24 protein-coding genes are annotated in these 26,227 nt (G+C 64.3%); 17 read left to right on the plus strand and 7 right to left on the minus strand.

Annotated elements, in window-relative coordinates:
- Positions 1–4: 4 nt before the first annotated feature.
- The 4 genes from IW252_RS00575 (at position 5) to holA (ending at position 5,448) form a co-directional block, all read left to right on the plus strand.
- Positions 5–949 carry a DegV family protein gene (locus tag IW252_RS00575; RefSeq protein WP_196834795.1) on the plus strand — a complete coding sequence of 315 codons (945 nt, stop codon included), beginning with the start codon at positions 5–7 and terminating at the stop codon, positions 947–949.
- 200 nt (positions 950–1,149) lie between these two features.
- Entirely contained in the window at positions 1,150–1,794 is a 645-nt protein-coding gene (locus IW252_RS00580; protein WP_196834796.1) for a helix-hairpin-helix domain-containing protein, read from the plus strand.
- Between the two features lie 26 nt (positions 1,795–1,820).
- Positions 1,821–4,337, plus strand: coding sequence for a ComEC/Rec2 family competence protein (locus tag IW252_RS00585; RefSeq protein WP_196834797.1), 2,517 nt, complete (start codon positions 1,821–1,823; stop codon positions 4,335–4,337).
- A gap of 94 nt (positions 4,338–4,431) precedes the next feature.
- The gene (holA, locus tag IW252_RS00590; protein WP_196834798.1) at positions 4,432–5,448 is read left to right on the plus strand and encodes a DNA polymerase III subunit delta; all 1,017 of its coding nucleotides are present in this window, start codon (positions 4,432–4,434) and stop codon (positions 5,446–5,448) included.
- Positions 5,449–5,509: 61 nt separating this feature from the next.
- On the opposite strand, the gene rpsT is transcribed toward holA, so the two are convergent.
- Complete coding sequence (gene rpsT / locus IW252_RS00595; protein ID WP_196834799.1) at positions 5,510–5,770, minus strand: 30S ribosomal protein S20; 261 nt, start codon at positions 5,768–5,770, stop codon at positions 5,510–5,512.
- Between the two features lie 173 nt (positions 5,771–5,943).
- On the minus strand, positions 5,944–6,489 hold the full coding sequence (locus IW252_RS00600; RefSeq protein WP_196834800.1) for a type II toxin-antitoxin system PemK/MazF family toxin: 546 nt from the start codon (positions 6,487–6,489) through the stop codon (positions 5,944–5,946).
- 178 nt (positions 6,490–6,667) lie between these two features.
- On the opposite strand from IW252_RS00600, the gene lepA reads away from it, so the two are divergent.
- Positions 6,668–8,518: a translation elongation factor 4 gene (gene lepA / locus IW252_RS00605; protein ID WP_196837014.1), complete on the plus strand. Its 1,851-nt coding sequence runs from the start codon at positions 6,668–6,670 to the stop codon at positions 8,516–8,518.
- Positions 8,519–8,520: 2 nt separating this feature from the next.
- The gene (gene hemW, locus IW252_RS00610) at positions 8,521–9,750 is read left to right on the plus strand and encodes a radical SAM family heme chaperone HemW (RefSeq protein ID WP_196834801.1); all 1,230 of its coding nucleotides are present in this window, start codon (positions 8,521–8,523) and stop codon (positions 9,748–9,750) included.
- 35 nt (positions 9,751–9,785) lie between these two features.
- On the opposite strand, the gene IW252_RS00615 is transcribed toward hemW, so the two are convergent.
- Both IW252_RS00615 and IW252_RS00620 read right to left on the minus strand, forming a co-directional pair.
- The gene (locus tag IW252_RS00615; RefSeq protein WP_331271378.1) at positions 9,786–10,208 is read right to left on the minus strand and encodes a DUF4870 domain-containing protein; all 423 of its coding nucleotides are present in this window, start codon (positions 10,206–10,208) and stop codon (positions 9,786–9,788) included.
- Between the two features lie 119 nt (positions 10,209–10,327).
- Positions 10,328–11,179 (minus strand): DUF3097 domain-containing protein, encoded by an 852-nt coding sequence (locus IW252_RS00620; protein WP_408065752.1) that lies wholly within the window; start codon positions 11,177–11,179, stop codon positions 10,328–10,330.
- Between the two features lie 198 nt (positions 11,180–11,377).
- Between IW252_RS00620 and hrcA the strand changes: the two genes are divergently transcribed.
- From hrcA to IW252_RS00635, 3 genes are all read left to right on the plus strand, one after another.
- On the plus strand, positions 11,378–12,391 hold the full coding sequence (gene hrcA, locus IW252_RS00625) for a heat-inducible transcriptional repressor HrcA (protein WP_196834803.1): 1,014 nt from the start codon (positions 11,378–11,380) through the stop codon (positions 12,389–12,391).
- A gap of 67 nt (positions 12,392–12,458) precedes the next feature.
- Positions 12,459–13,583, plus strand: coding sequence for a molecular chaperone DnaJ (gene dnaJ, locus IW252_RS00630; protein ID WP_196834804.1), 1,125 nt, complete (start codon positions 12,459–12,461; stop codon positions 13,581–13,583).
- Positions 13,583–14,350: a 16S rRNA (uracil(1498)-N(3))-methyltransferase gene (locus tag IW252_RS00635; protein WP_196834805.1), complete on the plus strand. Its 768-nt coding sequence runs from the start codon at positions 13,583–13,585 to the stop codon at positions 14,348–14,350. Before dnaJ ends, IW252_RS00635 begins: the two co-directional genes overlap by 1 nt.
- Before the next feature lie 32 nt (positions 14,351–14,382).
- Here IW252_RS00635 and IW252_RS00640 read toward each other — a convergent pair whose 3' ends face one another.
- Positions 14,383–15,189: a GerMN domain-containing protein gene (locus tag IW252_RS00640; RefSeq protein WP_196834806.1), complete on the minus strand. Its 807-nt coding sequence runs from the start codon at positions 15,187–15,189 to the stop codon at positions 14,383–14,385.
- 406 nt (positions 15,190–15,595) lie between these two features.
- On the opposite strand from IW252_RS00640, the gene IW252_RS00645 reads away from it, so the two are divergent.
- The 7 genes from IW252_RS00645 to IW252_RS00675 all read left to right on the plus strand — a co-directional run bounded on the left by IW252_RS00645 (position 15,596) and on the right by IW252_RS00675 (position 23,188).
- Positions 15,596–16,747 carry a PhoH family protein gene (locus tag IW252_RS00645; RefSeq protein WP_196834807.1) on the plus strand — a complete coding sequence of 384 codons (1,152 nt, stop codon included), beginning with the start codon at positions 15,596–15,598 and terminating at the stop codon, positions 16,745–16,747.
- Positions 16,748–16,749: 2 nt separating this feature from the next.
- Positions 16,750–17,223: an rRNA maturation RNase YbeY gene (gene ybeY / locus IW252_RS00650; RefSeq protein ID WP_196834808.1), complete on the plus strand. Its 474-nt coding sequence runs from the start codon at positions 16,750–16,752 to the stop codon at positions 17,221–17,223.
- Entirely contained in the window at positions 17,220–18,554 is a 1,335-nt protein-coding gene (locus tag IW252_RS00655; protein WP_196834809.1) for a hemolysin family protein, read from the plus strand. The genes ybeY and IW252_RS00655 overlap by 4 nt, the downstream gene beginning before the upstream one ends.
- On the plus strand, positions 18,551–19,546 hold the full coding sequence (gene era, locus IW252_RS00660) for a GTPase Era (RefSeq protein WP_196834810.1): 996 nt from the start codon (positions 18,551–18,553) through the stop codon (positions 19,544–19,546). Before IW252_RS00655 ends, era begins: the two co-directional genes overlap by 4 nt.
- A 229-nt stretch (positions 19,547–19,775) precedes the next feature.
- A complete protein-coding gene (gene leuA, locus IW252_RS00665) occupies positions 19,776–21,518 on the plus strand; it encodes a 2-isopropylmalate synthase (RefSeq protein WP_196834811.1) in 1,743 nt (580 codons plus the stop codon).
- Between the two features lie 114 nt (positions 21,519–21,632).
- Positions 21,633–22,379, plus strand: coding sequence for a DNA repair protein RecO (gene recO / locus IW252_RS00670; protein WP_196834812.1), 747 nt, complete (start codon positions 21,633–21,635; stop codon positions 22,377–22,379).
- Positions 22,376–23,188 (plus strand): isoprenyl transferase, encoded by an 813-nt coding sequence (locus tag IW252_RS00675; RefSeq protein ID WP_231365846.1) that lies wholly within the window; start codon positions 22,376–22,378, stop codon positions 23,186–23,188. Before recO ends, IW252_RS00675 begins: the two co-directional genes overlap by 4 nt.
- Before the next feature lie 7 nt (positions 23,189–23,195).
- Here the strand turns inward: IW252_RS00675 and IW252_RS00680 are convergent, their stop codons facing one another.
- Complete coding sequence (locus IW252_RS00680) at positions 23,196–24,293, minus strand: alpha/beta hydrolase (protein ID WP_196834813.1); 1,098 nt, start codon at positions 24,291–24,293, stop codon at positions 23,196–23,198.
- Positions 24,294–24,438: 145 nt separating this feature from the next.
- Here IW252_RS00680 and IW252_RS00685 point away from each other — a divergent pair, with 145 nt between their 5' ends.
- Entirely contained in the window at positions 24,439–25,506 is a 1,068-nt protein-coding gene (locus IW252_RS00685; RefSeq protein ID WP_196834814.1) for a quinone-dependent dihydroorotate dehydrogenase, read from the plus strand.
- A 113-nt stretch (positions 25,507–25,619) separates the two neighbouring features.
- Here IW252_RS00685 and IW252_RS00690 read toward each other — a convergent pair whose 3' ends face one another.
- Complete coding sequence (locus IW252_RS00690; RefSeq protein WP_196834815.1) at positions 25,620–26,219, minus strand: DUF3043 domain-containing protein; 600 nt, start codon at positions 26,217–26,219, stop codon at positions 25,620–25,622.
- Positions 26,220–26,227 lie beyond the last annotated feature (8 nt).

Genomic DNA, 26,227 nt, shown 5'->3' on the forward strand with positions numbered 1-26,227 from the left:
CACCATGGCGACGCGCGGCCGGCCCGGGCGAGGCTGGCTGGACCGGATCCGTCGGCGGGCCTCCAGCGAGACCGCCGACGGACCGCAGCCGCCGATCCGTCCGCGCGTCGCTGTGGTGACCGATAGCGCCGCTTCACTGCGGGCGAGCGATATTGAGCGGTGGGCATCGGTGGTGCGAGTCGTCCCCATGCCCGTCATGATCGATGGGCAGATTTTTACCGAGGGGCACGACGACGCCGCGGCGGCCTTGGCCCACGGTCTCGCCGCTGCGGTACGTATTTCGACCTCACGCCCGGCCCCGGGTGTGTTTGCTCGCTGCTATCGCGATCTGCTGGCCGAGGGATTTGAAGCCGTCGTATCGATCCACCTCTCGGGCGAACTGTCGGGAACCGCTGAGGCAGCCCGTGCCGCGGCGCGCGAGGTCGACGGCGAGGTACGTGTGGTCGACACACGAACTGTCGGTATGGCTGAGGGGTTCGCGGTGCTGGATGCTGCGGAGGCAGCCAGCTCCGGGTTAGCTGCTGAGGAAGTAGAGGCCGCAGCGCGCCGGGGTGAGGCTGGCATGATCAATTTCGTCCTGCCCACTTTGGAACAACTCCGTCGTGGAGGCCGCATCACCCTCGCGGCCTCTGTCCTCGGAACACTGCTCTCGGTTAAGCCCATTCTGACGCTCAATCACGGGCGCATTGAGATCCGCGAGAAGGCGAGGTCGACCAGCCGCGCGGTGGATCGCCTAGTGGAACTGAGCCGCCAACGCGCCCTGGAGTGTGAGCGGGAAACGGGCCGTAAGCCGCGCGTGGCCATTCATAGTTACGGCAGCGGCGAGGTGGGGCAGGAACTGGCCCATGAGCTCGCCGCGTTCGCTCGCGAAGAGGTGGTGCTGGTGGATCTACCCGCCGTCTTGGCGGCGCATACGGGCGCTGGCGTCGTCGCCGTCGTCGTGCGTTGACTCTTTGTCCCCAACGGAGCGACACGAACGAGATACCCACAGGCGCTGGTGCTAGCCGGTGTGCTCGCGGCATGTGAGCGTACGTTCGTGGCATGGTTCGGCATCGATGGCAGACGCAGCCAAGGACAGAGCGTTCATTACCGCGGTCTCGCGTGCGCTGGTCCATCGGCCGTGGAGCACTTCTCTGCCTCGGAATCTGTGTGCTCGTCTGGACCCTCGTGAGTTTATTGGTGCGGCCCTGGGCCGGCGAGGGAGAGGTCATCGGAGCGGTCGATCTCGAACGGTCGGACCCGTCGGCCGCCGCCTCGAGTGCTCCGCCGCAACCGGAAATCGAGGAAGGCACCCTCACCGCTGACGAACCGTCGACTGGAAGCGGGGTGGGGGAGCAACCATCGGCTGATGCAGACCTAATCCTCGTGCATGTAGCGGGCGCCGTGCACCATCCGGACGTGTATAAGCTGCCGCCGGGCGCGCGCGTTCACGAAGCCCTGACCGCAGCGGGCGGAGCCACCGAGGAGGCCTCGCCCGCAAGTCTCAACTTGGCGGCTGAGGTCCACGATGGGGAGCAGCTCTACGTGCCAACTCTCGATGAGGCGGCCGGGGCGCGGCCGCCGACAGGGCCGGGCAGCGGGTCAGAAGCCGACGCGGCGGAAGAGACGGTGAACGTGAACCTCGCGGATGCCGGTGCACTCGAAGAACTGCCGGGGATTGGGCCGGCCTTGGCGGAACGAATCGTCGAGTTTCGCGAACGCAATGGCCCGTTTGGCGCGCTCGCTGACCTCGACGCCGTGTCGGGGATTGGTCCCGTGCTCGTGGAGGAGCTGGCGGATGCGGTGACATTTTGAGCCCAGAAGCGCTCACAGCACGCCGGGTGAGCTCTCCGCCGTTGGACCTGCGGCCCGTCTGGGCTGTTGCCGGCGCGTGGCCAGCCGCGCTCCTCGAACCCGCCAGTGACGTTGCCTCCATCGCGGCAGCGACGGGTCTCGTGCTCACCGCTGGCGCTCTGTACGTCCTTCTGCGCGGGGTCGGGATCATCGCATGGTCACATCACCTGTGGGGACCGGTGTTTGCCGCCGTCGGCGCGGCCACGCTCGTCGCCACGACCCTTGCCCTGTCCCCGCCAGACGCGGCCGGCGCCCAACGGGTCGACGATCTGATGGGTGAGGGGGCGGTGGTGCGGGCCGAAGTCGTCCTCAGTGCGGACGCGACGGTGCGTCCCAGCACGGGGCAGTGGCCTGGTGGGTCAGAGGAGGCAAGGCCGGAATCAAACAGTCCGCAGTGGCCATCCTCGGCGCAGAGTGTGCGGACATGGGAGCAACGAGGCCTAGCGGAGTTGACCCGGATTCGGGAGGGTCACCAGTGGAAGGCGGTCAGAGTCCAGGTGTTCATCGCGGTTCCTGTCGAGTCAGCGCCTGGTGTGCGTCCGGACGTCTGGCATCAGGGGACCCGGGTCATCGGATTCGTTCGTCTCGACCCGGCAGACCCGTCAATGAAACACGGGTACTGGGGGCGGTCGACGGGCACGCCGGCGGTGATCGAACCCCGTCGAGCGGCGTGGACCGAGCGTCTGCGGGATCAATTCACGCAGGCCGCAGCGGTGCTTCCAGAACAAGGCAGAGCACTGCTGCCGGGAATGGTGATGGGGGATCGGAGCGGCCAGACGGAACAGCTCGATGAGGCTATGAAAGTGACGGGTTTGGCACACCTGACCGCCGTCAGCGGTGCGAATTGCGCTCTCATTATGGGGTTCGTCCTGTGGATCCTGCGTTTGGTTGATGTCCCGAGGGCTTTAGCCGCGCTTGTGGCTCTTGGCGCTCTGGGTGGGTTCGTTGTCTTGGTGGGGCCGGAGGCGAGTATTGTTCGCGCGGCAGTCATGGGCGCGATTTCTGCGGTTGCCGTCTTTGCAGGACGCGGACGTCAGGCCTTCGCTGCGCTCTGCCTGTGCATCGTCGTTCTCTTAGCGTGGATTCCGGACTTCGCGACGGACGTCGCATTTCAACTCTCGGTCTTGGCAACCGCCGGGATCGTCCTGCTGGGTCGTCCGTTGGCAGATGTGCTCAGCCGGGTGATGCCGTCATGGCTCGCGCAAGGAGTCGCCATCAGCGTGGCTGCACAGTTATTCTGCCAGCCGGTGCTGGTTCTGATCGAGCCGCGTTTGGCGACTTATGCGGTGATCGCCAACCTCGTGGTGGCTCCCGCAGTCCCGGTGGTGACGATCGCCGGAACACTGGGGCTCGTCCTCTCGAGCATGCCAGCTGTCTTCGTGATGCCGTTGGTCTGGGTGGCAGGGGTGCCCGCGCACGCCGTGGGACTGCTGGCCCTAGAGATCAGCCACTGGCCGAGTGCTGCGGTGGCCTGGCCCGAGGGAGCGCTGGGAGTGATCCTGGCTGCGGCTCTGGCTGCACTCTGCGCACTCGGTACGGGGGCTGCGAGCTATGGGATGGGTGCAGGTCGAGGTTTTGCCGAGCGACAACTAGGCGTCAAGGCGCCGGGGCTCGCCATCGGAGCATTTCTTGCTGCCGGCGCGCTGGTAGCAGGCACCGTGGCCCCGGTGACGGCGCATATCGAGCCACGCGTATCCGCTGTGGTGGCGATGTGTGATGTCGGCCAAGGGGACGCCCTCATCATGAGGACTGGCACCCACAGCGCGGTCGGGGTCGACGTCGGGCCGGATGCGGATGCCTATCTTGGGTGCCTCCACCGACTGGGAATTGACGAGTTGGAGGTTCTGTTCATTAGTCATTTGCACGCTGACCACGTCGGTGCCTTGGACGGAATCGCTGCTGAGATCCGAATCAGAAGGGTCTACTATTCGACTTCCCGACCAGTCGATCAATCGCCGCAGGACCTGCCGCCTGCGTTGAGTGGGTCGGGCGTCGGCTCGCTCGAGATTCGTCGCGCCATCGCGGGAGATGTGGGACACGTTGACGTGCAGGCAGGGCCTCGGCACGGGCCAGGCCAGCTCGCGTGGAGTGTGCTGTGGCCCGAACCGAAGCGGATACCGGAGCAAGAGAACGACGCCTCGTTAGTCCTTCGCTTTCACCTCTCCGTGCCGCAGGGCAACCTGAGTGTCCTTGCAACGGGCGATATTGAACAAGAGGCGATGCGTGAATTTCTGAGGCACCACCCCGATCTGTCGGCGGACGTCCTCAAAGTGGCACACCACGGGGCGCGAAATGGCGGTTTGGAAACGGCCGACGCGGTCCGGCCACGCCTGGCGCTGATCGGAGTGGGCGCGGGGAACAGCTACGGTCACCCGGCGACAGTGATTGTCGAGGGATTGGACGAGCGTGGGGTCGCCGTCGGACGAACAGATCGTCACGGCCTCGTGACCATCACGTTCCCCACTGAAGGTCGCGCACAACTGCGAGGGCATCCGCAACCGTGAGGGATGCCCCACCAGCACCCTCGGTCAGGGGAGAGGTGAGGCCAAGCGGGCGCGATAAGATCTGGTGTCAGCAGCCAACAGGAAGAGGAAGCTCATGGCCGCAACGCGCTCACGTCAGGGTTCGACGCGCGGAGCGAATGACCCGCACGCGTGGCGTCAGCTCGAGCTCGCCCCGCTTATTCTCCTCAGTGGTCCAGAGAGCTATCTCGCTGCTCGCAGTTTCGAGATTGTTCGGCGCCAGGTTCTCGAGCGGGAGCCGGATACCGAAGTGACTCGTCTCGACGCGATGGCTTATGAAGCCGGGCAGCTGCTCATGGCGGCCAGCCCATCCCTTTTCGGTGAATCCAAGCACTTGGAGATTCGCTCCCTCGAGGGGATGAATGATGACTTTCTCCACGATGCTCTGCAGTTTGCCGCCGAAGCGCCCGCCGATGTCACGGTCGTGATGCATCATGGCGGCGGCAACCGCGGCAAAAAGCTTCTCGATGCGCTGAAGAAGGCTGGGGCTGTCACCGTCCAGTGCCAACCGTTGAAGAAGGATGCCGACAAATTGGACTTCGTCATGGCGGAGTTTCGGTCCCGGCGCCGTAAGATCCAGCCCGAAGCCGCGCGGGCCCTCGTGGCCGCCGTCGGGTCAGACGTTGCCGAGCTGGGTGCGGCGTGCTCACAACTGGTACAGGACGTCTCCGGCGAGGTGACGCATCAGGTTGTCGATGAGTACTTTGGCGGACGGGTTGAAGCGACCGGCTTCAAAGTTGCCGATGCCGCCCTCACAGGCAGGTCGGAAGCGGCACTGTCGACTCTGCGTCACGCGATCGCCACGGGAACCGATCCGGTGCCCGTTGTTGCCGCTCTCGCCGTGAAGCTGCGCCAAGTCGCCAAGGTGATCGGAGAACCCAAGTCTTCCGGTCAGCTGGCTCAAGAGCTCGGGCTACCGCCGTGGCAGGTCCAGCAGGCGCAAGAACAAGCGAGGTACTGGTCGCAACCAGACCTCGCGGCGTGCCTTGAACTTTTGGCGGAGACGGATCACATGGTCAAGGGTGCCGCGCGAGATCCCGAGTACGCGGTCGAGCGGGCCGTGGCTCGCATCGCCGCGGCGGCTCACCGGTAGACAGCAAAAATCAGGGCGGCTCCCGCAACGGGGAGCCGCCCTGATTGAAAACGCGTGAGGCTTAGAGGGAGCCGACGCGCTGTGCGATACCGGACTTGCGGTTAGCAGCCTGGTTCTTGTGCAGAACTCCCTTGCTGACGGCCTTGTCCAGCTTGCGGCTAGCCGAGGCCAGGGCGGCCGTAGCGGCCTCCTTGTTGCCGGCAGCCACAGCCTCGTGAACCTTGCGGATCAGGGTCTTCAGCTCGGAACGGTACGCGGCATTGCGCGCACGCGCCTTCTCGTTAGTGAGGATGCGCTTCTTTTGGGACTTGATGTTTGCCACTTAGGTAAACTCTCTTGATATCGCGGATAAGGTCTGAGGGTGCTCTAGGAGGGCCATTGACTGAGTGGCGTGGGGATGCCTTTGGCGACCCTCTAGACGTGCCCGTCGACCTGCACGGGCACAGTGCCACTCAGTCTACCCTTCGGCGAGCCTGGGAGCAATGCGCGGTGCCGCTAGCGCACGTGGGACAACCGATCCGCCACCACCTGAAACTCTTTGCGCCCCAAGATGGCCCCCTCGCGCCGTACTCCTTCTGGCAGCAGACGAATCACGCGGTCTAGTTTAACTTCACTGTCCCGGCCTTGTTGATCCCAGGCTCCGCTGCCAATATCGACATAGCGAGGATCCGAGGCGTGGGCGTTATTGCGGTCGCGACTCGTGAGCATAAGCCCCAAGAGGTAACCCCTGTCCCTGCCGACGAGGAGGACGGGGCGGTCTTTACCTTGCCCGAAGTCCTCCTCGAAGGGCACCCATGCCCAGACAATTTCTCCGGGATCGGGGCGACGGTCAGCGCGGGGTGAGTATTCGGGTCGTACCCGTCCCGTGAAATCTCCAGGGTAGCCGCCCTCTTCCCAGCTACCGCGGCCGAGTCCGCCGCGAACACTATCCGGCCGGTGCCGCCGTCGGGAGTCACTTCTCTGACCGGCCTTGTTGGCCTCGCGCATAATGCGCGAGAGCAGGCGCATGGCTCGCCGGACGTAGCTCACGTTGAATCGCATAACGGCAAAATATCAGGAGGAGCGTCAACACGCTCTTCAGGCTGACAACGACGACGGCCCCAGCCCGTGGCCCACCGCGGAGGGACGTCACGGCGGCGAATTCATGGGACAATGGGCCTTTGCGGCCGAGATCGGCCGGCTACGTCCCCGTGTCCGCATTACCAACGAGGTCTACAACGTGTCTCCATTGGCCCGCACCGCGCCGGTGCCCGCCGCCACTGATCCGGCGATTATCAGGAACTTCTGCATCATCGCGCATATCGACCACGGCAAATCGACCCTGGCTGATCGCATGCTGCAGGCCACGGGCGTCGTTCAACCGCGGGAAATGAAGGCCCAGTACCTTGATCGCATGGACATCGAGCGTGAGCGCGGAATCACCATCAAGTCACAAGCCGTGCGCATGCCGTGGGAAGTGGACGGTCAAGCGTACGCCCTCAACATGATCGATACGCCAGGCCATGTGGATTTCACCTATGAGGTGTCGCGGTCCCTCGCCGCCTGTGAAGGGGCCATCCTGCTCGTGGATGCGGCCCAAGGGATCGAAGCTCAGACGCTGGCCAATCTCTACATGGCCATGGAGAACGACCTCACGATCATTCCGGTCTTGAACAAGATCGACCTGCCGGCCGCGCAGCCAGACAAGTATGCCGAGGAACTCGCGAGCCTGATTGGCGGGGAGCCCGAGGACGTCTTGCGGGTGTCCGGGAAGACGGGCGAAGGCGTCGAGGCGCTGCTGGACCAGATCGTTCGCGAACTGCCGCGTCCGGTCGGCGAGGCCAACGCGCCGGCCCGTGCCATGATTTTCGATTCGGTGTATGACAGCTACCGCGGCGTGGTGACTTATGTCCGCGTGGTTGACGGCAAGCTCGAACCGCGCGAGCGGATTCAAATGATGTCCACTTTGGCTAGTCACGAACTGCTGGAGATCGGCGTTAGCTCGCCGGAGCCGACGCCCACGAAGGGCCTCGGCGTGGGGGAGGTGGGCTACCTCATCACGGGCGTCAAGGACGTGCGGCAGTCAAAAGTCGGCGACACCGTCACCAACTTGAAGAAGCCGGCCGAGCAGCAGCTAGCCGGTTACGAGGAACCGAAGCCCATGGTGTTTTCGGGCCTCTATCCCATCGATGGGTCTGATTATCCGACCTTGCGCGACGCCCTCGACAAACTGCAGTTGAACGACGCCGCCCTCGTGTATGAGCCGGAGACTTCTGTGGCGTTGGGCTTTGGGTTCCGTGTGGGCTTCCTCGGGCTCCTGCATCTCGAGATTATTCGTGAGCGCCTCGAACGTGAGTTTGGCTTGGATTTGATCTCTACGGCACCCAACGTGATCTACGAGGTGATGACCGAAGACAAGCAGATCGTCCAGGTGACGAACCCGAGTGAGTTCCCGGAGGGCAAGATTCTTGAGGTCCGGGAACCCATGGTCTCTGCGACCATTTTGGCGCCCAGCGAATATGTGGGAGCCATTATGGAACTGTGTCAAAATCGGCGCGGTCAAATGGGAGGAATGGATTATCTATCCGAAGATCGCGTGGAAATGCGCTACCGCCTTCCGCTGGCCGAGATTGTCTTCGACTTTTTCGACCAGCTGAAATCTCGCACACGCGGCTACGCTTCGCTGGACTGGAAAGCTGATGGCGAGCAGGTCGCTGACTTGGTTAAGGTTGACGTGCTCCTCCAAGGCGACCAAGTGGATGCATTTAGCGCGATTACGCATAAGGATAAGGCCTACTCCTACGGCGTGATGATGACGCAAAAGCTTCGAGAACTGATTCCTCGGCAACAGTTCGAGGTGCCGATTCAGGCCGCCATCGGTTCGCGCATCATCGCCCGCGAGAACATTCGGGCCATCCGCAAGGACGTGCTGGCGAAGTGCTACGGCGGTGACATCAGCCGCAAGCGCAAGCTGATCGAGAAGCAGAAGGAAGGCAAGAAGCGGATGAAGACGGTCGGCCGCGTCGAGGTGCCGCAAGAGGCCTTTATCGCGGCGCTGTCCAGCACGGGCGGCGACGACAAGAAGAAGTAGGCATGCCCGGACCCCTTCCGCTGGGCGATCCCGCCCCTGCTGACGGACTGTTGCCTGAAAGTGCGGCGACCGGATCGGCTGAGCGTGACTTCTCTGTCTACGTCCACATTCCCTTTTGTGCGGTGCGGTGTGGCTACTGCGACTTCAACACGTATACCGCCACTGAACTTGGTTCGGGGGCCTCTCAAGCAACGTACGCTGGGGCGGCCTCGGCGGAAGTGCGGTTCGGCGCGGCCGCCCTCGAGCGCTCTGGTGTGGTCCCTCGTCCCGCCGGCACGGTGTTTTTTGGCGGCGGTACGCCGACGTTGCTGCCCGCGGAGGACCTTGTCAGCATCCTCGAGACCATTCGGCAGTCCTGGGGGCTGGCTGAGGATGCTGAAATTACGACTGAGGCGAACCCGGAATCTGTGACGCCGCAGACGTTTAGAACCCTCGCAGCGGGTGGGTTTACGCGCGTGTCCTTGGGCATGCAGTCTGCGGTGCCGCACGTGCTGCGTGTATTGGACCGGACGCATCGGCCGTCACGAGTCCCCTTAGCCGTGCAGTGGGCGCGTGAGGCTGGACTGAGCGTGAGCGTGGACCTCATTTACGGCACGCCGGGCGAGAGCCTCGAGGACTGGCGCACCAGCCTGAGCGAGGCCATCTCTTACGCTCCGGACCATGTCTCGGCGTATGCCCTCATCATTGAAGAGGGGACCAAGCTCGCCGCACAGATCCGCCGCGGCGAGGTGCCCGACGTCGATGACGACGACCACGCGGATAAGTATGAATTGGCCGAAGAGATGCTCTCGAGCGCCGGTTACCGGTGGTACGAGGTATCGAATTGGGCGCTGCAGGCGGAAGCAGAATGCCGGCACAACTTGGCGTATTGGCGCGACGCCGACTGGTGGGGCGTCGGGCCCGGTGCCCACTCGCACGTTGGCGGAGTGCGCTGGTGGAACGTCAAGCACCCTGCCGCGTACCAACAGCGTGTCGCTGCTGGAGAATCTCCGGCCGCGGGTCGCGAGCAACCAGATGCAGAGGCGCGCCTGCTCGAACGCGTCATGCTCGGTACTCGCCTGCGTGAGGGACTGCCACTCGACGTGCTCCCGGATGCAGCGCGACCGCGTGTCGGAGCCCTGATTGCGGACGGGCTCATTGACGGGCGTCAGGCCCTTAGCGGGGTGTTGCAGCTGACCCTGCGGGGACGTCTGTTGGCCGACGCCGTCGTTCGTCAAGTGCTGGGTTTCTAGAACCGCAGCCCAGTTTTCTGCCTGAGATGGCTTGGCTACTGAATCAGGCGCAGGTTGAAGCGGTAGCGGTACGGGCGCCCCCGATTGGCCTCGAGGCCGGCGACGACACCAGAGACTGAGACGAAAACCCACGTGGCCACCGCGAGCAGGGCGAAGAAGCCGCCGACGACAGGGATCAAGGTCAAAATATTGAACACCACCGCGGCGATGGTGAGAGGCAATGTGAAATTCAGGGCTTCCTTGGATTCCTGAGCCGTGAAGGCGCCGCGCTCGCGATAGACGTAGTAGATGACCGCTGCGGGAACACAACCGAGGATCGCACCAAAGTGGGCCATCGTTGCCCACTGCCGGTCTTGGCTTGGGGTCAGCGGCGCTGCCGCGGATGAGGAACCCTCGAATTGGGCGCCCGACGGGCCAGCATGGGAATCCCCGGGGGAACCAGGCCTCTGTTCGTTCACCTGTACTCCTTCACGATGTCTTGACGACGACGGCTCGCAGGAGCGCGAGTCCGCTCGACAGGGTCAACTCTAACGCTGCGAATGGCTCGAAGTGTGCAGCAGAGGATGTGAGAGGCACATCACTCGCGCGGGGCGGTCAAGAAATCGATGACCTCTTCCACGCGGCCGAGGAGCGACGGCTCGAGGTCTGCGTACGAGTTGACGGAACCCAGCAATCGCTTCCAGCCCAGCGCTACGTCGGCCGCCGACTCATGGGGCCATCCAAGCCCACGTAGGATCCCGGTCTTCCAATCTGTGCCGCGCGGCACGGTGGGCCACGTGGTGATTCCGAGGGTACTGGGCTTGATGGCTTGCCAGACGTCGACGTAGGGGTGGCCGACGATGAGGACGTGGGAGGAGGCGCCAGGAACCCGGAGGGCCTCGGCGGCGATGCGCGATTCCTTCGAGCCTTCCACCAGGTGATCGACCAGAATGCCGAGCCGCCGCCCGGGTCCTGGCGCAAAGTCGCTGATCATCCCCGCGAGGTCGTCGACCCCGTGCAGGGGCTCGACGACGATGCCTTCTACGCGGAGGTCGTCACCCCAGACCTTCTCAACGAGTTCGGCGTCGTGCTTGCCCTCGACCCAGATGCGGCTGGCTCGTGCGGTGCGTGCGCGGGCACTCTCTACCCGAACCGATCCAGAGGCTGTGCGTCTCTGGGCTGCGGTCGAGGCGGCGGGACGGGGCGGGACGATCTCGACCGGTTGTCCGTCCAGGAGAAACCCAAACCCGACGGGGAATGACTTGGTGCGCCCGCGGCGATCTTCGAGGGCCATCACCATCATTCCCCCAGCCTTCTCGAGGCCAACGACGGCGCCGACCCAACCCGACTCAGCGTCCTCGAGGACCATCCCACGTTCGACGGGCACTTGAGTGAGCTGCTGTGGCTTCGGTTTCGTGAGCTCTTGAGCGCCCCACGAGTAGTCGAACACGCGCATCCTTCCGGGGTGACAGGGCGGCGGACAGCCCCTCGCGGGGGACTGAGGTCTCGCGGCCCGAGGGGCCAACGGACACCGGTGCGGCGTCTGTTCGCCAGCAGTGAGATGCTGACCATGCTAACAACGGGTCCAACGTATTAGACTTAGCACTTGAACGTGTCGAGTGCTAAGTGAGCGGGGACGGAGGGAACGATGTCGGAAGCACGCCGCCTCGAAGTCTTGCGAGCCATCGTCGAGGACTTCGTACATTCGCGAGAGCCGGTGGGGTCCAAGATGTTGCTGGACCGCCATCAGCTAGGCGTCTCGGCTGCAACGATCCGCAATGACATGGCCCAGCTTGAAGAGGAAGGGCTGATCGTGGCCCCGCACACCTCCTCGGGGCGAATCCCGACCGAGCAGGGCTATCGCCGTTTCGTCGACCGGATTGAGGACGTTCGGCCCTTGTCTGCGGCGGAGCGACGTGCCATCCAGGCGCTCATTGATGGGGCCAGCGATGTTGACGAGGTCATGGAACGCACGGTTCGGTTACTAGCTCAGCTGACCAACCAAGTGGCCGTGTTGCAGGTGCCGCAGTTTAGTCGCAGTGTGGTGCGCCACATCGAGCTGGTCGGCCTGGGCGGTGGACGGACCCTGGTGGTCCTGATTGCCTCCAATGGGCACGTTGATCAGCGCGTGGCCCAACTCGATCCCGAACTCAGCGAAGATGACCTCCACCTAGTGAAGAACGCGCTGCTGCGCGGTCTCGCGAACGCTCGGCTCGAGGAGATCGCTCGGCTTTGTGCCGCCGTCGTCGAGACCCTGCCCCACCACCTGCACGATGCGGGTACCCGGGTGGGAACGGCACTAGCTGCCCTCTCGGATCACCGGGTGACGGACAGGATCGTCATGGCCGGCACTGCCAACCTCGCCCGCTCCAACAGAGATTTTTCCCTGACCATCACCCCGGTTCTGGAAGCCCTTGAGGAGCAAGTGGTCCTGCTGCGGCTCCTCTCGGAGCTAGAACTCGACCGTCGCGGAATCGCTGTGCGGATCGGCCGCGAGAACTTTTACGACGGATTCGAGGAGACCTCGCTCGTGGCCACGGCCTACGGCCCGGACCAAGCCGCCAAGGTCGGCGTGCTGGGACCGACCCGCATGGACTACAGTTCTTCGATGGCCGCAGTGCGAGCTATCGCTCGATACCTCTCCCGCATACTTTCCACCTAGACCTGTTCGGCGCGCGAGAACCCGCGTCGCATCCTTCAGACCAGTTCGAAAGGACCTTGCGAACACCGTGAGCAATTACTATGACGTCCTCGGCGTGGCCCAAGACGCCTCCGCCGAGGAGATCAAGAAGGCCTACCGTAAGATGGCCCGGAAGCTTCACCCGGACGTGAATCCGGGCGAGGACGTCGCCGACAAGTTCAAAGAGGTCAGCCGGGCCTATGAAGTTCTGTCCGACCCGCAAAAGCGGCAGAACTACGATGCCACTGGCGACGAGAACGGTGCTCCGGCCGGCGGCGGCTTCGGCGGCGGTGGTTTTGGGGGCTTCGGAGACATCTTCGAGCAATTCTTCGGCGGCGGCGCACAGCAGGGTCCTGTCTCCCGAACCCAACCGGGCCGGGACGCGCTGATTACGGCCACGATCGACCTCAAGGACGCGGTGCAGGGTGTCGTGCACCCGCTGGACATCGAAACGGCCGTCACCTGCAAGGCCTGTGAGGGGTCGTGCTGCCAGCCGGGCACGCAACCTGAAACGTGCACCAACTGCCAGGGCCGCGGCCAAGTCCAGCGGCCGGTGCGATCCATGCTGGGCACCATGATGAGCCTCGAGACGTGCCACATTTGCCGCGGCTTTGGCAACACCATTCCGAATCCGTGCCACGAGTGCAATGGTCAAGGGCGAGTCCGCGAACGTGTGACCAAGCAGCTCAAGATCCCGGCCGGCGTGGCCTCCGGCACGCGCATCCACCTCGGCGGGCAGGGTGAGGCCGGCTTGGGCGGCGGGCCTAACGGCGATCTGTATGTCGAAATCGAGGTACGCCGCCACAAGATCTTCGAACGTGACGGCAACGACCTCCACGCGACCATGCCCATTCCCATGACCGCCGCCGTGCTCGGCACGGACCTCAAGTTTGAGACGTTCGACGGTGAGCAGGACATCACGGTTGACCCCGGAACGCAGTCCGGCACCAAGGTGCGGCTCCGAGAGCTGGGCGTGCCACGACTGCGCGGCTCAGGCCGCGGTGACCTTGTGGTCCACTTCCAAGTGGAGACCCCGACGAAGCTGACCGATGAGCAGCGCGCGTTGGTTGAGCAACTCGCCGAATTGCGCGGTGAAGAGCATGCCGAGGGGCGCCTCGCCGATCGCGGGAACGTCTTCACGCGGCTGCGGGACAAGTTCGGTCACCGCGGCTGATGAGCAACCAGGCCTTCGTCATTGAGCCGGCCGTCGCGGATCATGCGGCGGTCGGCGACGTCGTCGCGCTGTCTGGCGACGAAGGCCATCATGCGGTCACGGTTAAGCGGGTGCGGGCGGGCGAAAGAATTGACCTGATGGATGGCAGAGGTCGCCGATTGGTGACGACTGTCGAGACGGTCTCCAAGCGCCACCTCGAGGCGCGGGTGGAGCAGGTCATGGACGAACCTCGCCCCGCCCGGCGGGTGACGCTGATTCAGGCTCTGGCTAAGGGGGATCGAGACACGCAGGCCGTCGAGGCAGCGGTGGAGCTGGGCGTCAGTCGTGTGGTGCCCTGGCAAGCGGAGCGTTGCGTGGTTCGTTGGTCCGGGGATAAGGCCCAGAAGGGCCGCTCGAAGTGGGCCGCAACGGTGCGCGCAGCAGTCAAGCAGTCCCGCCGCGCCTATGAGCCGGACGTCGACGCTGCGGTGACGACGACGGAACTGAGCGCGTGGATTGCCGCTGACGCCGCGCGTGCGGTGCTGGTCCTGCACGAGGCCGCGACTCAGCCGCTCGCCGAGGCGGTCACCGACCTGATGGCAGATCAACCAGACCTGACGGAGCTGGGGCTAGTGGTCGGCCCCGAGGGCGGTATTTCGCCGGCTGAGCTAGAGCAGCTCACGCGTGCCGGTGCTCGGCCGGTCCTCTTGGGCCAGCATGTGCTTCGCGCAGGAACCGCCGGCCCGGCGGGAGTCGTTCTCGTCCGGCATCTGGTGGGGGAGCTTTAGCCCGGGGGAGTGCATGGAGCGGGTGCAGTGGGTCATGAGCCCTTTCCGCCGACGCTAAAGGTCTTGGAATCCTCAGCCCGTCGCTCGCCCTCTTCCGTGAGCCCCCACACGGAGACTTCGTACGTTCCGGCGGGGAGGTCCAACGCCAGCGCATACAGGCCGTCCTCGGCCTGCTCCGTAACGGCCCCGGACTGTTGCGCTGAGTCGGAGTCGAGGGGCCGGACACGCCAGCGAAGCCCCTGCGCAAAGTGTTCCGCCACACCAGAGATCTCAAGCTCCCCACTGGAGCGTTCACTTCCGTGTTGCGGAGAGATGAGCCAGACGGGGGCCTGATATTCACCGCGTCGAGGTATGGGGCGATTGAGCTTGACGTGGCCAAATGCGGGGCGGTCCGACCGGCCGTCGATTAAGAGCTGCACACGAGGTTGGGCGCCCTCAGAGAGTAGGCCCGCGTTCCACGCGGCGGCTGTGGCGGTGAAGACCAGTTGTTGTACCGCTGCATCGGCGCGCTCGGGTGAGAGATCAGCATCGAAGGCGTCCCCACCGATGTCGACCGTGATGACGTTGTCCGTGCTGATGGACGTGCCGAGGTCTTCCGTGGCCTGCCATACGGATGAGTAGTCCGGATCGAACGGCTGGGCCGAGAGCATGTAGTGGATGCTGGTCGCGATCGGATCCCCGTGGTCTTGGCCGTGGACGAACTCGCGGTAGAGGCGTGGTGCGCCGTCAACGTCCCCGAACCAGTACACCGGGGTCAGCTTGGTGGAGGTCACCGATTCCTGCCGCGCGCTGCGTGCGGCGGACTCCTGATCCAGCGTCACCGCAGGAGCGCTCGTCATGCTGTCCGCCTGGGGTGCGATCGCTGCCTGGGGTGCACACGCGGTGGCAACCACAGCGGCTGCGACCGCGGCACCGGTCAGGCGGAGTGATCTGCTGAGGTGGATACTGGGCACTCGGTGAGGTCTTTCGGGCGGTGGACAGCGGACAAGCCATTTCTGGCACAGGTCTTTCAGATTGCCATACGAGGGTGCTGCTTGCGCGCGAAAATCCCGTGCTGGGGATAACCGTTGCCGTACTGATACTCGAGAGTGCGTAGTTATGCGGTGTTTCATAAACCTCTCAGCGCTGGTGCCGTAGATCTTCGCGATGGCCTCACGAGGCGAGTCACGTAGAATGTGATCAATCGGCTCAGGCGGCGCGTAGGGCGCGCCGCGCGACGACTTTTCAGGAGGAACTGCCCAACCGATGACTCACGACGCCGACGCACCTTTGGGTGCCAAACTGCAGGGCACGCTGTCCTCGATTGACGACTCGGACGCTGGAGTCCAGCGAGCGCGTGCCAGCGCTGCGCCCGAACTCGTGACCTTCGCGTCGACCGAGGAAATGGTGGCCTCGCTCGGTGCGCACGATGAGGTGCTTCGCATCCTGCAAAGCGTGTACCCCCGCACCGTCTTGCATGTGCGGGGCAATGAGTTGACGGTGACGGGCGAGGCCGAGCAGGCGGGTCGAGCGCTCCGAGTGGTTCAGGAGGCGCGGTCGCTCGCCGCCAAGGGCACGCGGGTGAATCCGCAGTTGGTGGAGCAGCTTGTCCGCATGGTTAACGATCATCGCGCGGTCCCCGCCGGCGCCGGAGACGTGTTTGGGCTCAATATCCTGTCCGGCCGCGGCCGCAGCATTCGGCCGAAGACGGTCAACCAAAAGTCGTACGTCGATGCCATCGACGAGAACACGGTGATTTTTGGGATTGGTCCAGCGGGAACCGGTAAGACGTTTCTGGCCATGGCTAAAGCTGTTCAGGCCTTGCAGGAAAAGGAAGTCAGTCGGATCATCCTGACGCGGCCCGCCGTCGAGGCGGGGGAGAAGCTCGGATTCTTGCCGGGCACCCTGACGGACAAGATCGATCCGTATTTGCGACCGCTCTACGATGCCTTGCACGACATGATCGACCCGGAAACCATTCCGCGTCTCATTGCCGCAGGAACGATTGAAGTGGCGCCCTTGGCGTACATGCGCGGACGCACGCTCAACGACGCGTTCATCATCCTCGATGAGGCGCAGAACACCACGCCGGAGCAGATGAAAATGTTCCTGACGCGTCTGGGGTTCGGGTCCAAAATTGTCGTCACGGGAGACGTCACTCAGGTGGATCTGCCTGGCGGAACGAAGTCCGGTCTGCGCATCGTGACCGACATTCTGGACGGAGTCGAAGACATCGCGTTTTGCCGGCTGGGCGCGGACGATGTCGTCCGTCACCGGCTCGTTTCCGACATCGTCTCAGCGTACGAATCGTGGTCCGACGCTGAAGAGAGGCGCGCTGAAAAGCGCGCCCAGCGCCGTGCTTCCCCTCAGGCGCGCGCTCGGTCTGAACGACGTCGTCCGCAGTCCGAGGAGGACTGAGCATGGCGGTTGACGTCAACAACGAGTCCTCGATGGAGGCGGACCTCGATTCGCTCTCCGGCCTCGGAAAGCACATCCTGGAGCGGCTGCACGTGCATCCGCAGGCCGAGGTGTCCATCATCCTGCTTGATGAGGACGCCATGGAACGCCTTCACATCGAGTGGATGGATCTCGAAGGTCCGACGGACGTGATGTCCTTCCCCATGGATGAGCTGACGCCTGGCCGGCCCGGCGCCCTCACGCCTGCTGGCACCCTTGGAGACATCGTCATTTGTCCGCAGGTCGCGGCTGAACAGGCGCAGCGCGGCGGCCACACGACGGCCGATGAGATGCTCCTGCTCGCCACTCATGGCCTGCTGCACCTGCTGGGCTTCGACCACGCCGAACCGGCCGAACGTGAGGAGATGTTCGGACTGCAGCGCGATCTCTTGACCGAGTTTTTGGGACGTCCCGCGCCGCGGGAGACGATCGAATGATCGTGCTGGTCTTGGCCGTCCTCGCGGCCCTGTGTATCGTCTGCGCCGCACTGTTGACGGCCGCGGAGTCGGCCTTCTTTTTCCTTCCGCGGCAGGAAGCGGAACAGATGCTCGCGGGCAAATCGCGTCCGCGTCTCCGCGCGATTCTGGCCGATCCCGCCCCGCATACGCACGCGGTGCGATTTTGGCGTATCTGGTTTGAGATGGCGTCGGCGGTGGCGCTCGGCATCCTCTACCACGATGTCCTCGACCATTTGTTCTTCGCCGGCCTCCTCGCCACCGCATCCATGGCTGCGATTGGCTTCGTCCTCGTCGGCATTTCTCCTCGCCGGCTGGGTCAGGTCCACGCTGCTTCGGTGGTCGTGTTGGCTGCTCCGCTCGTCCGGTTCTTGCGGCTCATTCTTGGCCCCATTCCAACGTGGCTAGTCCGCCTCGGCTCACGCTTGAGTCCCGGCGACGCCGCGGACGAGGAAGCTTTTTTCACCGAGCAGCAATTTCGCGAGTTTGTGGACCGCGCGAACGAAGCGGACGTTTTGGAAGACGTTGAGGCGGATCTCATCCACTCCGTCTTTGAACTGGGGGACACCCGGGTCCGTGCCGTGATGGTTCCACGGACCGACATGGTCACGGTCGAGGCCGGCACGGGACTGCGCGAGGCCATGAGTTTGTTCTTGCGCTCCGGATACTCGCGCATTCCTGTCATTGAGGACAGTGCGGATAACGTCGTCGGTATCGTTTACCTGAAGGACCTTGCCGCGGCCCTACATGCGTCCGAGGGGGATCGACGGACGGTGGAAGCGCTCGCCCGCGACGTGCGCTACGTCCCCGATTCCAAGGGCGTGGCTGAGCTGCTCCAAGAGCTCCAGCATGAGTCCACGCACGTGGCCATTGTGATCGACGAATATGGTGGCACCGCCGGCTTGGTGACCTTGGAGGATCTCATCGAGGAAATCGTCGGCGAGATCGACGATGAGTACGACGCCGACCGCCTCGAACCCCAAGAGGTTGAGGCCGGTATTTTCCGCGTTGACGCCCGCATGTCCATCGACGACCTCGGAGAACTGTTTGGCTTGGACCTCGACGATGACGAAGTCGACACGGTGGGCGGGTTGCTGGCCAAGAGCTTGGGCCGGGTCCCCATTGTTGGTTCCGAGGTCTCGGTACGCGGGTTGAACTTGCATGCGGAGGATCTGGAGGGGCGGCGCAACCGGGTGCGGTATGTACTCGCTTGGGCGGCCTCGCCGGAGACGAACGAGCTCGGTGAAGAGCGCTCCCACGACGGCTCCCGCGGGCGCCGCAGCGCCGATGATATTTCGGAGGAGACGGTATGACGAAGAAGCACGACGACGCGGCCCGGCCGGTCAGCGCGGGCGAAGCGACAGGACATTTCCTGACGGACCTGCCCGACGGCTATCGTGCGGGGTTTGCCTCCTTTGTGGGTCGCCCCAACGCGGGCAAGTCCACGCTGACGAACGCGCTCGTCGGCCGCAAGGTGGCCATCACCTCGAATAAACCCCAGACGACGCGGCACACCATTCGTGGCATCGTGCATCGGCCCGACGCGCAGTTGGTGCTCGTCGACACGCCCGGCCTACACCGCCCACGGACACTCTTGGGTGAAAGGCTCAACGATCTTGTCGAGGAAACACTCGCGGAAGTTGATGTCATTGGGTTCTGCCTGCCCGCCAACGAAAAGGTCGGGCCCGGGGACCGTTTCATTGCGCAGCAGCTCTCCGGCCTGGGGCGCAAGCCCATCGTGGCTGTGGTGACCAAGGCTGATCTGGTTTCGCGTGACGCACTCGGCGCTCACCTGATAGCGGTGACTCGCCTCGGTGAGGATCTCGTCGACGGCGGATGGGCCGACGTCGTTCCCGTGTCTGCGACCGGTGACTATCAGGTGGACGCGGTCGCCGACGTGCTCGTCAGCCACTTGCCGGTGTCGCCGCCGCTCTATCCAGAGGGTGAGCTAACGGACGAACCAGAAATCAAAATGGTGGCGGAGCTGATCCGAGAGGCCGCCCTCGAAGGCGTGCGCGACGAATTGCCGCACTCGCTGGCCGTGGTCGTCGAGGAAATGCTCCCGCGCGAGGGCCGTAGTGAGGACCGTCCCCTCGTGGATATTCACGTCAACGTGTTCGTCGAACGCCCCAGCCAAAAGGCCATTGTCATCGGTCGTGGCGGCGCGCGCCTGCGCGAGGTCGGATCCCGCGCTCGCAAGAGTATCGAGGCGTTGCTGGGGACGAAGGTCTACCTCGACTTGCACGTCAAGGTGGCCAAGGAATGGCAACGTGACCCTAAGCAATTGGGGCGACTGGGATTCTGAGCGGGAACCGCTCGGTTCGGTGCAATATTCTCGCGCCCGAATCAGCGTTCCTTCTCGCCCGGTGCTAGGGTGCCGATATGCGCATGTTCACGCTTCTGCTACGCCGCCGCGGTGAGGGTCCACGGGCGTAACGCCCGGAGAGCCGACCCCCTCACTGCGGAGACTTCGTGCTGCCGGCCAGCTCCACGCGAGCGACACCACTGATGCAACAACGATAAGGCGAAGACCCATGAGCAATATGCAGAAGCCCTCCTCACTGCCCATCCACAAGTACGTTCCTTTTCACGAGCAGATTGACGTGAAGCTGCCGGATCGCACGTGGCCGGATGCCGTCATCGACAAGGCCCCGCGCTGGTGCGCCGTGGACCTGCGGGATGGCAACCAGGCGCTCATCGATCCGATGAGCCCCGAACGCAAGCATAAGATGTTCGATTTGCTGGTCTCCATGGGGTACAAGGAGATCGAGGTGGGCTTTCCGGCCGCTTCGCAGACGGACTTCGATTTCGTGCGGCAACTGATCGAGGGCGGCAAGATCCCGGATGATGTCTCGATTCAGGTCTTGACGCAGGCCCGCGAACACCTGATTGAACGGACGTACGAGGCGATCAACGGGGCCAAGAATGCCATCGTTCACCTCTACAACTCGACCTCCATCCTGCAGCGTCGGGTGGTGTTCCATCAGGATCAAGACGGCATTATCGACATCGCGACGAGCGGGGCTCGCCTCTGCAAAAAGTTCGAGGAGATGCTCGACCCGGGCACGAACCTGACCTACGAGTATTCGCCGGAGTCTTTCACCGGAACGGAGCTGGACTTTGCCCGGCGGATCGCTGAGGCGGTGGGAGAGGTCCTCGAGGCGACGCCCGAGAAGCCGATGATTCTCAACCTGCCAGCCACCGTCGAAATGGCGACGCCGAACGTGTATGCGGACTCGATCGAGTGGATGCATCGCAACCTCGCCAACCGCGATTCCATCATTCTCTCGCTGCACCCCCACAACGACCGGGGCACCGGCGTCGCCGCCGCGGAACTCGGCTACATGGCGGGCGCGGACCGCATCGAGGGGTGCCTCTTTGGCAACGGTGAGCGCACCGGAAACGTGGACCTGGTCACGCTCGGCATGAATCTCTTCACGCAGGGCGTGGACCCGGAGATCGACTTCTCCAACATGGATGAGATCCGCCGCACGGCTGAATATTGCAATCAGCTCAACGTCCCCGAGCGCTCTCCGTGGGCCGGAGACCTGGTCTTTACCGCCTTCTCGGGGTCCCATCAGGATGCCATCAAGAAGGGCTTCGAGGACATGGAGCGCCGGGCGGAAGAAGCGGGCCAGTCCGTCGACGACTTGGTCTGGGGCGTGCCGTACTTGCCCGTGGATCCCCGAGACATTGGCCGCTCTTACGAGGCGGTCATCCGCGTCAATTCCCAGTCCGGTAAGGGCGGTGTGGCCTACCTGCTCAAGCACGACTACTCGTTGGATCTGCCGCGCCGGGCGCAGATTGAGTTCTCTGGCGTGATTCAGCGTCAGACGGACGGCGAGGGCGGTGAAATGTCCGCCGCTGCCATTTGGGATGCGTTCCGGGACGAGTACCTGCCCACCACGGACAGCGCTGAACGCGCGGCGTGGGGCTACTACAAGCTGGCCTCCGCGACGGCCACGACGCGGGAAGACGGCTCGTTTTCGCTCGATGCCAATCTGGTCATCGACGGCGCGCCCACGCACCGAACCTCCGGCGGCACCGGACCCATCGATGCGCTGGTGTCGATCCTGGCCCGTGAGGGCGTCGACGTCCGCGTTTTGGATTACACCGAGCATGCGCTCTCCGAAGGCGGAACGGCCACCGCGGCGGCGTATGTTGAGTGCGCCATCGGTGAGCGCGTCCTGTGGGGTGTCGGTATCGACGCCAATACGTCCACGGCCGCCATGAAGGCCGTCATCTCGGCCGTGAACCGCGCCATTCGGGACCAGTAGTCCGGGCGAGGGCCGACGCACGACGACGCCGCCGCACCATGGGGTGCGCGGCGTCGTCGGCTACGGCCGTCTGGCCACACTCGGCGCGCGACGGCGATGGGCCATAATGGAGCAATGCCTCGCTCCACGTTCGCCTCAACGTCGTATCGCACCCCCGCGATCGTGTTGCGCACGTACAAGCTGGGGGAGGCCGACCGGATCATCGTCTTCCTGACTCCGAGCCATGGACAGGTGAGGGCCGTGGCCAAGGGCGTGCGGCGGACCAGTTCAAAACTCGGTGCCACGCTGGAGCCCTTTATGCTGGTTGACGCCCAGATTTCCACCGGACGCAGCCTGCACATCGTCACCCAAGCCCAACTGCGCACCCCCTACGGCCAGGCGCTCGTGGCCGACTACCGGGCCTACACGTGCGCTCACGCCATGGTGGAGGTGGCCGAACACCTCACGGAAGATGAGGATACGGCCGCCCAGTACCGGCTCCTGCACGGCGCCCTTGCCGCACTCGCGCGTGGCACCAAAGATCCCTCCTTGGTGCTGGATTCCTACCTCTTAAGGGCCCTTGCGGCGGCGGGATGGCCTCCGAGCTTCGCGGCATGCGTTCGCTGCGGCGCCCCTGGCCCGCATCGGGCCGTCAACGTGCCCCTTGGAGGCTCTGTGTGCCCCGAGTGCCGTCCCGCGGGGTCGGCCTCCCCGGCGCCGGCCACCGTGGACCTGCTGGACGCGCTCCTCAGGGGTGACTGGTCCCGGGCCGAGGCCGCAGAGCCACAGGCCCGCGCACAGGCGGCCGCTTTCGTCGGAAACTACCTCCAGTGGCACCTCGAACGAGCGGTGAAGTCACTCAAGCACGTGGAAAGAGCATGATGCAGATTCAGCGAAGCGCCGGCCGCCAGCCGGCTGTCCAGCGACCAGCCCCGCACCCCAGCGGGGCCGTACCGCCGCAGATTCCGAGGGACCTGATTCCGCGGCATGTGGCCATCGTGATGGATGGCAATGGGCGTTGGGCCAACCAGCAAGGCTTGCCACGGACTGAAGGGCACCGGGCCGGTGAGGCGGCGCTTCTCGACGTGGTGGCCGGGGCTATTGAGTTGGGGATTGAGTACGTGAGCGTTTACGCGTTCTCCACGGAAAATTGGCGACGGAGTCCGGATGAAGTGCGGTTTCTGATGGGGTTTTCTCGAGACGTGCTGCGCCGCCGCCGCGACCAATTGAATGAGTGGGGCGTGCGCATCAAATGGTCCGGGCGGGAACCGCGGCTGTGGAAGAGCGTCATCAAGGAGCTCAAGAGCGCCGAACGGTTGACCAGCGGTAATGACACCTGCCAGCTCACCATGTGCGTGAACTACGGAGGGCGGGCGGAAATCGTTGACGCGGTGCGAGCGATCGCCGATGACGTCGCGGCCGGGCGCGTCTCACCCAAGGGTCTTAACGAGCGAAGCCTCGCGAAGCACCTCTACGCGCCCGAGCTACCCGATGTTGACCTGTTCCTGCGCAGCTCGGGAGAGCAACGCACGTCAAACTTCCTGCTCTGGCAGTCGGCCTACGCGGAGATGGTGTTTCTTGACGTCCTGTGGCCCGACGTCGATCGCCGCACGCTGTGGGAAGCCGTCGAGATCTACGCACGCCGCGATCGACGCTACGGTGGGGCCATCGACCAGCCGCAGCAGTCCTGACGGCGGTTCATTCGGGCGCGGAGAGCCCACTGGCGTAGCCGGTGGCCCAGCTGCGAATGGCCGTAAACGCTTGCCGCCGCGGCTCAGGTTTGGACGTGAAGACATCATGGGTCGCCCCGGGGATCTTCACAATGTTCACGTTGTGCCCGAGTTTGAGCGCACGCAGACGCGTGTCATCGACGTTGATGACGGTGTCTCCGGAGAGGTGCTCGAGCGTGAAGTGCGTGCTGATGACGGTGTGATCGCTGGTGAGGACCAGTACCGGCACCTCGATGGAGAGCCCTGCCGCGACCTTGCCGTGGCCTTCGAGTATTGCTGCCATCCACCCGGCGCGCACGTCGAAGGCGTAGCGCGGTCGCCAGAGGGGGTGAAGGTCCCAGGCGCCGAAGGCTTGATTACTCAGGGACTGCCAGTAGTAATCCACCTCCGGCAGGGGCACAATCGCCCGGGGGCGGCGCCGAGCCACCCGCTCCATAATTCCAGTGGCCGCCAGCCGAACCACCCAGCTACCCTGTGTCTCCAACCACGGCGAATTGAGGATGAGCGCGTGAATCTCACCTGGGTGTCGGTCTGCCCAGAGGCTGGCGACGAGCCCGCCGGTCGAATGACCAGCGAGAATGATGCGTTCAACGTCGGGCACATCCGTGCGGATCGCCGTGATGGCCGCACCGATGTCGCCGTCGTACTCCTGAAGCCGGTCCGTGAAACCAGCGTTTTGCCATGGGCGCAGACCGCGCCCGTAACGCCGCAGGTCGAGGGCATAGAACCGCGCTCCCAGCCCATCGAAGAATTCGGCAATCTCAGTGTTGTAGAAGTAGTCGCTCCATCCGTGGATGTACAGCACGGCGGTGCGCGGGCGGCGCCGGGCGAACGGCCACCGCGGAAATTCGAACCACTCCGCGTCGCGCCGGTAACGGACGAGCCCCGCGACGAGGTCAGTGCCGTAGCGCTCACGCTCGGCGGCGCTAGCGTGCCCCGCGTCCGGATCCTCACCGAGGTGCAGGTGCGTGTAGGTGTATCCAGAGCCCAAGACGTCGTCGCGCCACTGCCCGGCGGGAACGGTCGGCGCGTAGTCAGTCATCGTCGCAGCGGAAACTTGGTCCATGCCACGAGCATATCGATCAGCCTCCTCACCTGCGACGGGTCGTGCGGCGGGACAGGTCAGCGTGCCATGAGCCAGCAGTGCCGAAGGACTACACGTGAGGGAGGGAAGTTGGCGACTTCGCTTGCCACGGGAGAAACTGTTGCCCATGCGCATCTATCCCGCCGTTTTCCGTCTTGTCTTCTCCCGTATGGATCCGGAGCGGGCCCATCACCTAGCGTTCTCCGCCATCCGAGCCGCTGAACGGGTTCGCGCGTCAACGCTCCTCCGCCGATTCACGCGGCCAGACCCGTCGCTGGGACGGACCGTCATGGGGATCGACTTCCCGTCCCCCTTTGGGCTGGCCGCTGGCTTCGACAAGCAGGGACACGGGGTGGCCGCCTTGGCCGATCTCGGGTTCGGCCACATCGAGGTGGGCACGATTACCGCACACGCTCAACCGGGCAATCCCGCACCGCGGCTCTTCCGCCTGATTGAGGACCGGGCGGTCATTAATCGGATGGGATTCAACAACGACGGGGCGAGCGCTGTGGCGCCACGCATCCAAGCAGTCCGGCCGGTCCTCGCCGAGCGGTTTGGCACGGCCCGCCCCGTCGTGGGCGTCAACATTGGCAAAACCAAAAAAGTGGACCTCGACGAGGCAGTCGAAGACTACCGGGCGAGCACGCGGCAACTGGCCCCGCATGCCGACTACCTCGTGGTGAATGTCAGCTCGCCCAACACGCCAGGGCTGCGCTTGCTGCAAAGCGTGGAAACACTTCGCCCGTTGCTTGTCGCCGTTCGTGAGGAGGCCGATGCCGTCACGAAGCAGCGGGTGCCGCTGCTGGTGAAGATTGCCCCTGATTTGGCCGATGCTGATCTCAGCGAGGTGGCGGCGCTGGTCGGCGAACTCGGGCTCGACGGCGTTATCGCCACCAACACGACCATCGAACGGACCGGACTGCGCGCCGCGGATGCGCGGATCCAGGAGATCGGAGCTGGCGGGCTCTCCGGCGCACCGCTCAAAACGCGCTCTCTGGCCGTGCTGAAACAACTCCGCCGCGAACTGCCCGAGGATGCCGTCATCATCTCCGTCGGTGGTGTTGAGACGGGACAGGAGGTGCACGCGCGATTGCGTGCTGGCGCGGATCTGGTGCAGGGATACACGGCGTTCCTGTATGAAGGTCCGCTCTGGGCAGCCCACATCAACAGGTATCTGGCCCGGCATCTGCGCTAGCGTGTCGGGAACATCTGCGGCGTGCGCGGGTTCTCCAGACGACGGCGGCCGGTCACCTCAAGGTGACCGGCCGCCGTCGTCTGCGGGACGAAGTCGCTGCTTGCAGTGGAGGCCTATTCGCGAGGCGCCTGGCCGCGCTTGACCTGTGGCTTGGGCAGGCGCATTTTCCGGAACTGCAGCCCGCGCATTGCGGCGTACCAGAGCACGCCGCGTTCATTCTCACCAAACTTCGCAATGAGGCGCTTCTTCAACAGGCGCGTCATGATGAACGCGTCGATGACGGTGATCAGCAGGATGACCCACAGGGCGATGGTGATGTTGGCCTGCACGGCCAAGTTGTTGGCCATCGTGAAGGAAAAGATGAGGAACGCGAAGATGATGATCATGAGGAACTCGCCGACCATCCAGCGAGAGTCCACGAAGTCCCGTGCAAATCGCTTCTGCGGACCCTTGTCGCGCGGCATCATGTAGCGCTCGTCGCCGGTTTCGTTGGCCAAGCGCAGCCGCTCTTGGGCCTCGATCCGACGCTGACGCTCAGCCTGCTTGCGCGCCTTCTTATCCGAGGGCACCAGCGGGCGCTTATTCAGGGCCTCCTGTTGACTACGCTTCGGCGTGGGGCCCTTTTTGCCAGCAGGGCGCGGCTCGGGGGTCTCTGCGGGGTTCTCTACGGCCGCGGGTTCCTGGGCGGCCTCATCCTTGTTGCGTCCAAACACCCCAGAAG

Origin of the sequence: Zhihengliuella flava, assembly GCF_015751895.1 — a bacterium.
Lineage (GTDB): Bacteria > Actinomycetota > Actinomycetes > Actinomycetales > Micrococcaceae > Zhihengliuella > Zhihengliuella flava.